Source organism: Streptomyces sp. NPDC086989, assembly GCF_044745505.1.
In the GTDB taxonomy this organism is placed as follows: Bacteria; Actinomycetota; Actinomycetes; order Streptomycetales; family Streptomycetaceae; genus Streptomyces.
Genome location: NZ_JBIVAL010000046.1, coordinates 1 through 11,751, shown reverse-complemented (window position 1 = coordinate 11,751; position 11,751 = coordinate 1). Strand labels below are relative to the sequence as shown.

At 69.5% G+C, this 11,751-nt stretch carries 13 protein-coding genes and 3 pseudogenes; 11 read left to right on the top strand and 5 right to left on the bottom strand.

Features of this window, described 5'->3' with window-relative positions:
- Positions 1–335 precede the first annotated feature (335 nt).
- From ACIPK4_RS39895 to ACIPK4_RS39870, 6 genes are all read left to right on the top strand, one after another.
- Positions 336–587 carry a hypothetical protein gene (locus ACIPK4_RS39895; protein WP_402322820.1) on the top strand — a complete coding sequence of 84 codons (252 nt, stop codon included), beginning with the start codon at positions 336–338 and terminating at the stop codon, positions 585–587.
- A gap of 534 nt (positions 588–1,121) precedes the next feature.
- On the top strand, positions 1,122–1,418 hold the full coding sequence (locus ACIPK4_RS39890) for a hypothetical protein (protein WP_402322817.1): 297 nt from the start codon (positions 1,122–1,124) through the stop codon (positions 1,416–1,418).
- Complete coding sequence (locus tag ACIPK4_RS39885; RefSeq protein WP_402322814.1) at positions 1,409–1,672, top strand: DUF6087 family protein; 264 nt, start codon at positions 1,409–1,411, stop codon at positions 1,670–1,672. The genes ACIPK4_RS39890 and ACIPK4_RS39885 overlap by 10 nt, the downstream gene beginning before the upstream one ends.
- Positions 1,673–2,148: 476 nt before the next feature.
- Complete coding sequence (locus ACIPK4_RS39880; protein ID WP_402322812.1) at positions 2,149–2,667, top strand: hypothetical protein; 519 nt, start codon at positions 2,149–2,151, stop codon at positions 2,665–2,667.
- A gap of 722 nt (positions 2,668–3,389) precedes the next feature.
- Positions 3,390–3,581 carry a hypothetical protein gene (locus ACIPK4_RS39875; RefSeq protein WP_402322809.1) on the top strand — a complete coding sequence of 64 codons (192 nt, stop codon included), beginning with the start codon at positions 3,390–3,392 and terminating at the stop codon, positions 3,579–3,581.
- 285 nt (positions 3,582–3,866) lie between these two features.
- The gene (locus tag ACIPK4_RS39870) at positions 3,867–4,460 is read left to right on the top strand and encodes a hypothetical protein (protein WP_402322806.1); all 594 of its coding nucleotides are present in this window, start codon (positions 3,867–3,869) and stop codon (positions 4,458–4,460) included.
- A 463-nt stretch (positions 4,461–4,923) separates the two neighbouring features.
- Here the strand turns inward: ACIPK4_RS39870 and ACIPK4_RS39865 are convergent.
- Positions 4,924–5,246: pseudogene (locus tag ACIPK4_RS39865) on the bottom strand (YnfA family protein).
- A gap of 533 nt (positions 5,247–5,779) precedes the next feature.
- On the opposite strand from ACIPK4_RS39865, the gene ACIPK4_RS39860 reads away from it, so the two are divergent.
- Complete coding sequence (locus tag ACIPK4_RS39860; protein WP_402322803.1) at positions 5,780–6,415, top strand: HNH endonuclease; 636 nt, start codon at positions 5,780–5,782, stop codon at positions 6,413–6,415.
- 119 nt (positions 6,416–6,534) lie between these two features.
- On the opposite strand, the gene ACIPK4_RS39855 is transcribed toward ACIPK4_RS39860, so the two are convergent.
- Both ACIPK4_RS39855 and ACIPK4_RS39850 read right to left on the bottom strand, forming a co-directional pair.
- Positions 6,535–6,678, bottom strand: a complete 144-nt coding sequence (locus tag ACIPK4_RS39855) for a hypothetical protein (protein ID WP_402322801.1) — start codon at positions 6,676–6,678, stop codon at positions 6,535–6,537.
- Between the two features lie 409 nt (positions 6,679–7,087).
- Positions 7,088–7,429 (bottom strand): VOC family protein, encoded by a 342-nt coding sequence (locus tag ACIPK4_RS39850; protein ID WP_402322798.1) that lies wholly within the window; start codon positions 7,427–7,429, stop codon positions 7,088–7,090.
- A 614-nt stretch (positions 7,430–8,043) separates the two neighbouring features.
- Here ACIPK4_RS39850 and ACIPK4_RS39845 point away from each other — a divergent pair.
- Positions 8,044–8,178, top strand: a pseudogene (locus tag ACIPK4_RS39845) (pyridoxamine 5'-phosphate oxidase family protein); the annotation flags it as partial.
- A gap of 41 nt (positions 8,179–8,219) precedes the next feature.
- Here the strand turns inward: ACIPK4_RS39845 and ACIPK4_RS39840 are convergent.
- Together ACIPK4_RS39840 and ACIPK4_RS39835 are read right to left on the bottom strand one after the other, a co-directional pair.
- Positions 8,220–8,882 carry a DUF4232 domain-containing protein gene (locus tag ACIPK4_RS39840; RefSeq protein ID WP_402322795.1) on the bottom strand — a complete coding sequence of 221 codons (663 nt, stop codon included), beginning with the start codon at positions 8,880–8,882 and terminating at the stop codon, positions 8,220–8,222.
- Positions 8,883–9,099: 217 nt separating this feature from the next.
- A pseudogene (locus tag ACIPK4_RS39835) lies at positions 9,100–9,272 on the bottom strand (antibiotic acetyltransferase); the annotation flags it as partial.
- Between the two features lie 204 nt (positions 9,273–9,476).
- Here ACIPK4_RS39835 and ACIPK4_RS39830 point away from each other — a divergent pair.
- From ACIPK4_RS39830 to ACIPK4_RS39820, 3 genes are all read left to right on the top strand, one after another.
- Positions 9,477–9,971: a GNAT family N-acetyltransferase gene (locus ACIPK4_RS39830; protein WP_402322793.1), complete on the top strand. Its 495-nt coding sequence runs from the start codon at positions 9,477–9,479 to the stop codon at positions 9,969–9,971.
- Positions 9,972–10,222: 251 nt separating this feature from the next.
- Complete coding sequence (locus ACIPK4_RS39825; protein ID WP_402322790.1) at positions 10,223–10,666, top strand: hypothetical protein; 444 nt, start codon at positions 10,223–10,225, stop codon at positions 10,664–10,666.
- Positions 10,663–11,505, top strand: coding sequence for a nucleotidyltransferase domain-containing protein (locus tag ACIPK4_RS39820; protein ID WP_402322787.1), 843 nt, complete (start codon positions 10,663–10,665; stop codon positions 11,503–11,505). The genes ACIPK4_RS39825 and ACIPK4_RS39820 overlap by 4 nt, the downstream gene beginning before the upstream one ends.
- Positions 11,506–11,751 lie beyond the last annotated feature (246 nt).

The following is an 11,751-nucleotide window of genomic DNA, read 5'->3' as shown; positions in this document are numbered from 1 at the left end:
CTATGAACGCAAGGCCGAACACTTCCTCGCCTTCGTCGGCATAGCCGCAGCCCTCATCTGCCACCGCCGCCTCACCAAATGAAACGACGTCTTAGCGGCTGGGCGCTCTCGGCCGCGCGCTGGCTGATCACTTCGGCGGTCTCGTAATCCCGCCGCCACAGCTGGCCCCCGCAGTGAGATGTCCAGCGCTGGCGCGGTATCAGCGTGAAGTGGACGCGTCCGCAGGCGGCTGATGTCGTCGTGTCGGCAGCCCTGTATCACCTGTCTACCTGGACTCGGAGGTGCCCAGTGGTGGTCGCCGCCCTCGTGCCCGTTGCGGCGCTCCGCTGCTATCGGTGCTCCTGCGACGCGCGCCGGACCAGCCGGAGATCCTCGCCCAGCTGACGGGAGACGTAATGTGGGAGCAGTGGGCCCGCGTCGGCGGCATCGTGCCGGACAGTCCCGCCGTCGTCGCCGCGGCCGCGGTCGCCATGAGCACGTTCCAGTACCTGGCGATGCCCGACTGGGCCGCGGACCTGGACCGCTACCTGTCCTTCATGAACACCCTGCTTGAGGCCTCAAAGTTCGGGGAGGAAGCGGAGGAGTGAAGCATCAGGCCGCGGTACCTGCTCTCTGCACGGAGGGCAGGGCCGGGGCTGGTGGAGATAGCAAACTCGGGCTACTCCGCGGGGGAGCTTGGCGACCGGCGGCCGGTTCTCTTGCGTCATGTGCTGTCGCAGCATCCGATCGAGCGCGGTGGGGGGTCTCACGGCAAGGTCGGCGGTGCCGGCTTGCGCGGAGCCTTGGGCTTTTTCGGCTCCTCTCCGGCCAGGGCATCCAGCTCGGCGGTGCCGATGGAGTCCGGCGCTGCCGGCTCGCCGGACTTGAGGGCCTGCAGAACCCCTGTGACTGCCTGCTTGAGTACCGCCGCGGTCGGCTTGTCCTTGACCTCGCTCGTGGCTGTATAGGCCTGTATGGCGGTCCCGGTTTGTACTTCTCGGCGACGGGCACCGGGCCCGGACAGGCGCGGTATGCAGACCGGTCTGCGCCGGCGGCGCGCTGAAGAGTAACGCGGGCGACCCCGGCCTCGGCTGGCGGCGGATAATCCGGCCGCCGACGCCCACCACGCCATCAGCCTGGCCGTGCCCCACGTCGCACACACCACCCACACCGAACCCGACGGCTCCCCGGCCGCCTGGTGGTACTCCCTCACCGACCGCTCATGGGCGGCCGTACGGTGGCCGGAGGGGAACGGGCCGGGCGTCGTCTACCAGCACGGCCCGCGGCGCCTGTGGGACGTCGTGGAAGCCGCGCACGGATGGTGGGAGATGCAGGGCAGTCCGAGCCTTGACCGCTTCGGCCTTACCGTGGGCCCGGACGGTGAGACACCATGGCTGGATGACCCCGGGAACCTGCTGCCCGGGGCCAGGTGCCGATAGGAGGGGCGACGTGGACGCCGAGGGGGAACCGCTCGCAGCATGGGCCGAGCGCCGCGACCGCCGGCGAGTCCGACCGGCAGATCACCGGACGCCGCCGCGTCCAACCACTGGACCCCGCCGCCCGCGGCCGAGCCGCGCACCTCGCCCCCGACGCACCCCGCATTCTCCTCGAACTGGACGACGAATCCGGTGCGTGGATGCCGGTCGGGGTCGCCGAGAACGCGGACCAGGCTTCCCGCTTCCTCAACGGTTGACAGTGAGTACACCCGAGTTTGTGCCGCCCACGCCTCGGAGATAGCGTGCCCCTCCGCAATATGCGGGGGTTCATCCCCGCCGTGGGGTCGATGACCGGGCAGGGCCAAGATGCGCGCGTGCACGCGCGCGTGTCGGGCCCAGCGTTCATCGGGGCGGGCGGGCCTTCTGACGGGGAAACCCAGGGGGAATCTGAGGGGGGACCTATTGGGGGGAAAGCCGGGGGGAATCTTGGGGGGAAAACGGTTTTGCGGTCTGCCTGCATCGTGCCTGGTCAGGTGCCTGTTTGCAGGTGGTGACTAGCCAGACTTTATATAGGTGGAGGGGGTGGGGGAGCGGGCTGAGGGCGGTGTGAGGTGGGGGTTTTGGCTGGCTGGATTTCCTGGTGATCGTGGGGCTGCGTGTCGTTAGCGTGGCGTGATCATGTGTCAGGGGTGGCGTAGTGCGGGGCTGGCTGGCGGTGCGGGTGGTGGGCGGTGTGGCGGTTGTGGGCCTGCTGGCGGGGTGCGGGGGCGGTACGTCGGACGGCAAGGCCGTGGAGCCGGTGCCGGCCGCGTCTGCGGCTCCGTCGTCGGCTGACCCGGACGCGGGGGAGCGCGCGGCCGTCCTGGAGGCGTATGGGGCGCTGACGGCGGCGGAGGAGCGTTCGTATGCCGCGGCGAAGGTCGAACCCGAGCTGGCGCGGTGGGCGACGGACAGGGCGTTGGCGGACATCCAGGCCACGGTGTTCTGGCACCAGCAGGGCAAGACGACGATGCAGGGCTCGGTCCGCCGCGACGCGAAGGTGACCGTGTTGGAGACGTCCTCGGCGCCGCTGCGGGCCACGGTGACGGACTGCGCGGACTCGACCGGGCAGCGGGAGGTGGAGACCGGGACGGGCCGTGAGGTGCCCTACAGCGGGCTGCGCCGCCATGTGGTGACCTCGACTGCGATCCGTCCGGCGGGCGGGAGCTGGCAGTTCGTGACGTACGTGATCGAGCGGGACCGCACATGCTGATCCGCCCCCGCCTCGGCGGCGTTCTGGCCGTGGTGCTCCTGGGGGCCGGGGCCGGCCCTGCCTGGGCGGACGGGCCGGGCGTATCGGTGGTGTGTCCGCCGACCAAGCTGAACTGCGACGTCACAGCTCAGGACCCGGGCAAGCCTGGCGGTGGGCCGGGCAAGCCCCCCGCGGAGGGGGGCTTGCCCACGTGTGCGATCGACGGCCAGGCTCCACCCCGGAGATGGGCGTCTTCAACTCGGCGGACGCCTGCTACTGGAAGCAGACTGACGGCCCGGCCGGAGGCCTCCGCCCGGCTTCGCCACCGGGGCCCCACCCGGCTGGAAGCCGGGCGACGGCGGGGCGCTGTACCTGGTGACGTGTCCCAGCGGGGACGAGGATGTGCGTAGCGGGATCCGCTGGTCGGCGACGGGCCCGGCCGGTGACGGCGTCGACGTCCAGGCGCTCGCGCAGCAGGCGGTCGAGCGGCTGCGTCTGGAGGGCCCGGACATCGGGATCGTGCCGCGCCCGGACGGCAAAGGCCTGGTGGGGATGCCGGTGTGGATGTGGAACAAGCCGGGCCCGACCCGTACCGGTCCGGCGACCGCGACGGCGTCGGCCGGCTCTGTGACGGTCACGGCGACCGCGACGGTCCGCACAGTGGTGTGGTCGATGGGCGACGGCACCATCGTCACCTGCACTGGACAGGGCACGCCGTACACCCCACGGACCGGGGCAAGGAGATGTCCCCGACGTGCGGGCACATGTACGAGCGCACCAGCGCTCAGGCCCCGGGCGGCCGTTACCCGGTCACCGCGACGACCACCTGGGACGTTGCCTGGTCGGGGGCGGGCCAGACCGGCACGATCACCACCACCCGCCAGAGCCAGACGAGTCTGGCGATCGGTGAGCTCCAGGTCCTCAACGTGCCCTGACCTGCGCCGGAGGAACTCACCGGTTCTGTAGCGGTGACTACGGAGGGCCGGTGAGTTCACCGCCGCGGTCGCCGGCGTTCCGATGCTTGTGCCGGGCACGCTAGACGTCACCAAGGCAACCTGGCGGCCTGCGGCTTCCGACGACTCGGACACGCTGGTTGTCACCGGTTGGCCAAGCCAGTTGTCACTGTTCCGGAGAACCCTCCTGCGGCGACGGGTCCGGAGGCTGGCCGGGGAGGTCGTTTCTGGTTCGTACTCTTGACCCATACATCCTGGGGGAGAGAGTTGATCACGGAGTACCAGCAGAAGCTGCGTGAGCGCTACATCGGCGCCACCGTCATGCCGGTCCCGGAGCCGTGGCAGCCGGTGCTGGAACGCAGGACGCCCATCGGGGGTCTGCTCGGCATCGGCTTCGCCGTCCATCCCGACAGCGGGCACGACCTCGTCATGGTCGTGTCCAGCAACGGCCACGGACTCTTTGACGCGGTCACCGGCGAGAAGGTCGCCCGCGATCGGGACCCGGACCCCGACACCAGCACTCCGGACGCGTCGCCGGATCTCACCTGCCCTGGGATCGGCCCGGTCGAGGCCACGCCGGTGCGTATCGCCGGGCTATTCGGCGGGGGCCTGCACAGCACCACTCCAGACGGCTGGACCCTGGACGTCGTCAGTCCCGAGTGGCCCCGCGACCGCGTCATCCTCTCCGCCGACGGCGGGACTCACAAAGGCCCGGCGGGAGGGACGTGGTGGCACATCTTCCACTCCGAGTACTCAGAACTCCGCGCCGCTGGGTTCTCTCCCTCCGGACTGACCCTGGCGGTCGCCACCAGCAGCGACCTCACCCTCTGGACCCGACCTGAACTCCACTTTGACGATTGAGCGGACAGCGGTTCAGCAGGCGAACTGTGGCCTACGCAATCACACGGTGACAACAAACGTGTCCAGGTGACATCTAACGTGTCTCGGCACAGGAAGCCTGGGAGCCCTCCCGCTGATCCTTCGCGGGGGTTGCACCGGAGGGCGGCTGGAGGGTTGTCTGCACGGTTGCACGAGGCGGGGGACGGAAGGTGTGACCGGGAGTGGGACCCCCCGAATCTGGTGATCTTGCATTCGTGCAGGTCAGATACCGTGGGCAAGCCCCGTCGGAAAACGACACCTCTTTGTCCGAGATAGCCGGACGAAGAGGTCTGTCCTGTGTCCGGGGGCGGCGGTGGCAGGGGTACATGTACCGAGACGGCTCGTGAACGGCCCACCGGGCGGGGGAGATCGTGAACGGGTACGCGCCGTTGAAGGTCACGCTGCGGCACGTGACCGGGCGGGCTGGCACGGGGCGGGGGGCCGGTCAGTGGCTGCGGGGCGCGTGCGTGATCACGGCCATGCCGGCGAGGCAGACCAAGGCGCCGATGACGTCGTAGCGGTCGGGGCGGTAGCCGTCGGCGACCATGCCCCAGGCGATCGACCCGGCCACGAAGATGCCGCCGTACGCGGCGAGGATGCGGCCGAAGTTGTCGTCGGACTGGAAGGTGGCCACCACCCCCTACAGGCCCAACGCGATGACACCGGGCCGATCCAGATCCAGCCCTTGTGCTCGCGCATGCCCTGCCACACCAGCCAGGCACCGCCGATCTCGAAGAGGCGGGCGCGCTGTCCTTCGAGGCGTTGCAGCGCCGTGTCGCCGCCCGCGCCGCAGGCGGGACACTACCGAAGCGGTCATCGGCGCGATCGCCGGCACCCTGGCCCGCCCCCAGCTTCCTCATCCTCGGCCGCCACGACCACACCGGCCGCCTGCGCGTGGCCGGCCGCGCCGTACCGCTGCGCCCGGACGCGGCCCGCCAGGTCGCCGAGCACCTCGAGCAGGCCGGCCTGGGGCATCCCTGGACCGGTGTGAGTTCGCGGCCGCGTGGGGGAGCCGGGACGTCCTGGACACGGTCCTCGTCCGCCCCGACCTCGTCGCCGAGGTCAGCGCGGACCGCGCCGTCGACCGGGGCGGGATCTTCCGTCACCCGCTGCGCTTCAGGCGGTTGCGCCTGGACTGACCGTCGAGGGCGTGCCCCGGTTCGGGGCGGGGCCGGCTGCGGCTGCGGGGTGAAGGGGGGCTTGGAGCTGGACCGTTTTTCCGGTGAAGTGGTGCACCCACTCGGGTGAGCAGCAGCTGATGTGGTGTCGGGGCCGTCCCAGGGGCCGCTACACCCGGGTGTGTGATCAAGATGCTGATGTCGCGCGGTCTGCCCGCGCTCGCCCTCGCCGCTCTGCCCCTGCTCTCCACCGTGCCCGCCGTTCACGCGGCCCCGGACCAGGCGCCTGCCGCCCCAGCGGCAGCCCGGGTTGCCGCGGTGCGCCGGGATCTCCCCGAAGCACCACCGGCCTCGGTTGCCCGGGTCGAGCTGGCCGCGCTGGTGGTGGAGGCTCCGCACTCGATGGCCGGCTACTCCCGGGCGAGGTTCCCGCACTGGGCGCAGCAGGGGCAGCAGTGCGATACCCGCGAGGTGGTCTTGGAGCGCGACGGCCAGGACGTCGTCCGCGACGACCAGTGCCGCGCCGTCGCAGGCAGCTGGTTCAGCCCGTATGACGGCAAGACCCTGTCCGCAGCCTCGCAGGTCGACATCGACCACATGGTGCCGCTGGCCAACGCCTGGCGCTCCGGCGCCGATACCTGGCACACCGCCAAGCGCAAGGCCTTCGCCAACGACCTTGAGGGTCCGCAGCTGATCGCGGTCTCGGCGGCGTCGAACCGGTCGAAGGGCGACCAGTCTCCGGACCAGTGGACTCCCCCGTCCCAGGCGTACTGGTGCAGCTACTCCAGGGCCTGTACTCACATCAAGCACACCAGCTGAGCGTCACCGGAGTCGAACGTGACCGGCTGAACGAGACGCTCGACACCTGCGCGTGAGCGGGCAGCGAGGGCTGAAGCGCGCCACGGCCTGCCCCCCGCCAGCCCTGGCCGCCCCGAGAGTCACCCACGCCCCCTCGGCACGAAGGCGTACTCGTCATCGACCGACAGCTCGGCCGCGGTGACAATCACCTTGGCCACCGGTTCGATGATCCACAGTGTCGGGTCGGCGGGTGCGCCGTCTTCAGCGCCGATGTGCGCGTACATGGCGAGCTGCGGGGGTGGCCTTGGCCGTCCTAGACGCTCCACTGCCGCACATCCCAACCACCGCTGCCCGCTACGTGATCCCGTGCCGGCCCCCCTGCTGCTCCCGATGCGCGGCCGCCACCCCCGGAGCGAAGACCGCCGCCACCTCCCGGGCACCCGGGGCCACGGACCACCCCGGCCGCGGGCCGGTGCCGATCAGCATCAAGCTGACAAGCAAGCCGCCAGCTGAGACTCACGTACTGATGCGGTCATGGCCGGCGCGGCATGCCCGCGCTCACGAGTCCGCGGCCATGGCGGCCGCGTTGGGCCTGAACCCTGCTGAGGCCCGCAAGCTCACGGCCAGGTAGGGCGGTTGGGGCCTCTACCACTGATCAACGAGCGGCTGCGACCGCTGCGGTGGCGATGCTTGTCAGTGGACGCAGAATTCGTTGCCGGCCGGGTCCTGCAGCACAGTCCAGGTCAGGCCGGGAATGCTGTGTTCGCCGACGACGCTCGCACCCAGAGCGACCAGCCGCTCCACCTCCCGCGCCATGCCTGTGCCGGAGGTGGCGGCGAAGTCGATGTGTACACGGTTCTTGCCGCGCCGTTCTTCGGCCACACGCTGGAAACCCAGCGCCAGAGGCTGCGCTTTGACGATGACGAAGTCGCCGTGGTCCTGGGCGATCTCGCCTCCCAACGCAGTGGCCCACCACTGGGCCAACTCCTGCGGTTCCGCACAGTCCACCGTAATCATCACTGCTGCCATAGTCATGATCGTCACCCTAACCACGACCACCGACACCCGCCGGTACCAACCGTTTCGCAGAGCTGCGGCCGACGACCTTCGAAGCTTTCGACGCGCTCAGGTGGCTGCGACCGGCGCTTCCACGCCAGGCCGTGGCCGGCTACCGCAGGGCCATCCCCTGCGCACCCTCTCCAGGAAGCCCCGTTCGGGGGCCTTTCCCCAGCGTGGCCCCAACCGGGATTGACGGACCGTCAAAGCCGTCACCGCCATCTGTGTGACCTCGCCGCCTCCTCTGCCCTGCTCTGCCCTGCTCTGCCCCGACCGAGCCGGTCTCCTCACCTGGGTGACGCTGGCCGGTCCCGCTGGTTTCCAGGCACCCCCCGCCCGGCAACGGCCCACCCGAGCCGAGTGACCTCGTCGGGTATGCCGTATGATTGATCTTGAGTCCGCAGCTTCACCAGTTGCCGGGCCTGGCGTTGGTGGTCCAAGGAAAGACACCCCACTTCCCGTGGGGGGATGCAGGTGCAAGGCCTGCCCAGCGCTCCACAAGGTCTCGTCTCCTTCCAGAGGAAGGAGACGAGACCTTCCTCGTTCCGGAGACGGGCCGGTGTCGTGCCGGCCACCCCTCCCGATCGCGCGAATGGCACTTCGACGTCGGCGACGGCGTCTTCGTCAACCCCGGTGCCGGGGAGGCGGTGGTCTTCGCGGTCGCCCCGCGCACGGTCTTCGGCTTCGGCAAGGCCCCGTACAGCCAGACCCGCTGGCGCTTCGCCTGAGCTTCGGCGCCGGGCGGGTCCAGGGCACGCGCGACACAGCGCTAGAGGCTGAGTGCGTCCTCGGCGTTGTCCATCCAGGCCGTCACGGAGTTCTTGTCGGGCGAGACGTACAGACCGGGAGTCGACGCCTTCAGCGGGGTCTGCTCCAGGTCCGACTCCGTGTTCATGGTCAGCCCGATCGAGTTGACGGTCTTGCCCTTGCCGTCGTTGGCGCCGCCCATCAGCCCAGCGTACGCCGACTCCCCCGGGTCGAGCCTGATCGCGTCCTCGATGCCGGGAGCCGTGCCGCGCTCGGTGGCGTGGCCGGCCAGGTCACCGAAGGCCACGATCGGATGCCCCAGTGCCCTGCACGCCTTGGTGCCCTTGTTGGTGATCTTCAGCAGGTAGCTGCTCGTCGTGGGCTCCGCCAGGGTCGCGGTGAACTTCACGTCGAACGTGCTGCACGGGAAGACGTCGAAGCCGGGATCGGTGGAAGGCGTCGTCGGCTTCGGCAGCTTCGCCGGCTTCGACGTCGTCGACGGCTTGGCCGACGCGGTCGGCTTGGCCGGCGTCGGCGGTGCGGCCGGCGTGGCGGACTTCGCCGGGCTCGCGGTCGACCCGCCGGCCCCGCCCCCCGCGGTGTCCTCGGAGGGTCCACAGGCAGTCAGGGCGGCCAGTACGGATACGGCGGCGAGGACGGCAGCGGCTCTGCGTACGGTGCTCATGGTGTGGTTCCCCCCGATGAGAAGCGCGAAGTGCGCCGGCTGGACTGGGCCTGAGGATTCGAGCTGATCACCAGCGTCCCGCAGAACCTTCACAGGTTGATGACGGTATGTTGCCGAGTCCACCACGATCGCCTCGCCGCGCCGCGCCTGCGGCGTGAGCCAGCGCCGCCTAGGCAAAGTTCGCCCCTCCTCGTGTGCTGTTCGTGAGGGCCGGTGCTCAGGTCCGGGGAGCGATCTCTTCGAGGTCGTCGACGGTGCCGGACACGATGGCCCGGATGTGTGCGGTGAGGTGCTCTGCGGGCCAGTCCCACCAGGCGAGGTCGAGAGACGGGCGATGTCGTCGTTGTGGCGGGTGCGGATGAGTGCGGCCGGGTTGCCACCGACGATGCCCCCTGGCCGACACGGTCGCCGCCGCCCTCACGCTCGTCACGAGCAGCACACGAAGGGGCCTGGGCACCCTGTACTGACACAGGCTGGCGTTTGGCCTTGTCAGGAGCTGCCACGAAAACCGGCGCTTTGCACGATAGAGTTCGCGCGATACTTCGAAGCCTTCCGGTCCGCCGGAAGGCTTTTCGCGTTCTCGGGGAGGATCAGATGGCAGACCTGGTTGTCCGCAGAGCGGGCGTCGAGGACCGCGACATCTTGGAACGGCTCTGGCCGCTTTTTCTGCACGACCTGTCGGAGTTCTGGGGGGTCTTGCCGAACCCGGACGGGACGTACCGGCGCGAGTGGCTAGAGTCGGCGATCGGCGATCCCGTCTGGGTGGCCTATCTCGTATGGTCTGGCGACCGGCCGGTCGGCTTCGCGTTCGTACGCGCGCTGGACAGCGAGGTGCGCGTGCTGAACAGCTTCTTCGTGGTGCGTGGGGCACGCCGGTCGGGCCTCGGGCTGCGAGCGGTGCAGTCTGTTCTGACTGCGCACCCCGGCCGATGGGAGATCGCTTTTCAGGAGGAGAACGCGGGTGCTGCACGCTTCTGGCGTAGCGTCGCTTCCGAAGTCGCGGGCGAGGCCTGGACCGAGGAGCGGCGACCGGTGCCCGGGAAGCCCAAGTCGCTGACGAACACGTGGATTGCGTTCGACGTGCGCTAGTCCTGCTCCGCGTTAGTTTGTGGAGGGGTGTCGGTCAGGTTGGCTGGTCGCAGATTGATGGGCGTCGTGTGATGTGCACTGGGTGTGCGTCATGGGTTTTCACTGGCGCTGGGCTGGGGCGCAGCGGTACGGGGGTGTCGTTGTGCTGGTGAAGGCTGGTGTCGTTTGCTGTGTGGGGTGCTTGTCGCCCCTGTGGGTGGGTATGGCGGAAGGCTGGGTGGGGGCCTGTTGTGTCTGGCTACGCTCGGTGGATGCCGTCGTTTGCGGGTGATCCGCGTCATGAGCGTCTTGTCGCTGTGTTGGTGCCGTTGTTGCGTCGTTCGTGTCCGCCGGGTGGGGGTGGCTTCGGCGGGTCGTACGAACTCCGGCTCGGGGTTGACGAGGCAGAGGAGTTGGGCGGGGTCGATCTGATCCGTTCGGCGTTGCGGAAGGCCGGCCGGTCGCTGGGGTGGTCGCGGCTGCAGACGTTCGGTGGTTCCTTCCCGCAGGCCGCTGTGGCGGGCGTGGTGGACCGGCGGGAGATCCCCGAGGAGTTCGCAGCCGCCGTCGAGGAGTATCAGATGGAGCGGGGCAGGGCCGCGGCGGAGATCGTTGGACAGACGTTGCTGGATGGGAAGCCGCGTGTGGTGCCCGGTTCTGTTTTCGTGGTGGCGCAGGAGTTCCGCGCCGCATATGCCGAGGGAGCTGCGGGGTGAAGCGGGAGCGGGCGACGCGTCTGCTGGTGGACATGATCACGCGGCTCGAGGGTGGTGACTGGCCGCTGGGCCTGGTGGAGGAGGTGTATGTCTTCGGGTCGTACGCGCGCGGTGCGCTGGAGCCGAACGATGTCGACGTCGTCATCGAGCACGGTACGGACAAGCGCTGGCTCGGGGAGTCGCTCCATGCCTCGATCAACGGGCGTGATTCCTACGTGGGGATGCGGCAGGCCCTGAGGGGCCGCACCCGGGGTATCTCCTTCCAATTCCGCGGCCGCAGCAGTCTGCAGGACGAGGGCTTCGAGCTGTTCTTGCTGTGGCGTAAGGGCGAGCCGTTCTCTCTGGCTCGCGAGCGCCTTGCCTCCCTGACAGCGGATCCCGAAGCCGGGACAGCGCCCAGGGACCACATGCTTGCGGAGTTCGAAGGGCTGGAGAGCCTCGTGCCGCGCCCGGCAAGGATCGAGCTGTTCGGCCGCCACGCGAAGGGAAAGATCAGCATTACGCCGCTGCGGCTGGTGGACGGGGAGCTCGAAGACCCTGAAGCCGCCTGGCATGTACGGCGGCGGTGGGTGGAGACGAGCCCGCTGCGCCGCGCAGCGACGTGCGCCCTGGTGGCGTTGGAGCAGCGCGGCGTAGATCTGGGGGAGGTGACGCTGCACGGCCAGAGGCTGTTCGGCCGGGAGCAGCAGGCCGAGCGTTGCTTCGTCGATCTGGGGTGGAACGGCTTCGGATGCATGGGCCGTCTCCTGGACGGCGGAGTGACCTGGCTTGAGGTCTTGCGCCCGCATCGCAGCAAGCCCATGGACGCCCTGCTCATCGAGCCGCGATCGGGTCGGTAGCCGCCGTCCGGGTAGCGATAATTCGCCCGCCTGCGGTGAAGTAGGGGGTCAGCTTCATCCGTTCGTGTTGGCCTGACCGGCGTGTCGGGATGGACACCTCTGCGCGTGGACAGCCGCATGGTGCGGGGTTTGGGCTGGGGGTGTGTGGGTGGCCGATGAGATTTCTGCTGGCGAGGACATGCCGTGGTGCCGGGGTGTGGGGCGTGAGGATGCCGTGGCGCGGTTGGTGGCACTCGATTCGCGGGG

Excerpts from the sequence above, each read along its gene's own strand:
- ACIPK4_RS39875 (WP_402322809.1), top strand. The coding sequence starts at position 3,390 with ATGTCCCCGACGTGCGGGCACATGTACGAGCGCACCAGCGCTCAGGCC.
- ACIPK4_RS39855 (WP_402322801.1), bottom strand. The coding sequence starts at position 6,678 with ATGTACGCGCACATCGGCGCTGAAGACGGCGCACCCGCCGACCCGACA.
- ACIPK4_RS39850 (WP_402322798.1), bottom strand. The coding sequence starts at position 7,429 with ATGACTATGGCAGCAGTGATGATTACGGTGGACTGTGCGGAACCGCAG.
- ACIPK4_RS39840 (WP_402322795.1), bottom strand. The coding sequence starts at position 8,882 with ATGAGCACCGTACGCAGAGCCGCTGCCGTCCTCGCCGCCGTATCCGTA.
- ACIPK4_RS39830 (WP_402322793.1), top strand. The coding sequence starts at position 9,477 with ATGGCAGACCTGGTTGTCCGCAGAGCGGGCGTCGAGGACCGCGACATC.
- ACIPK4_RS39825 (WP_402322790.1), top strand. The coding sequence starts at position 10,223 with ATGCCGTCGTTTGCGGGTGATCCGCGTCATGAGCGTCTTGTCGCTGTG.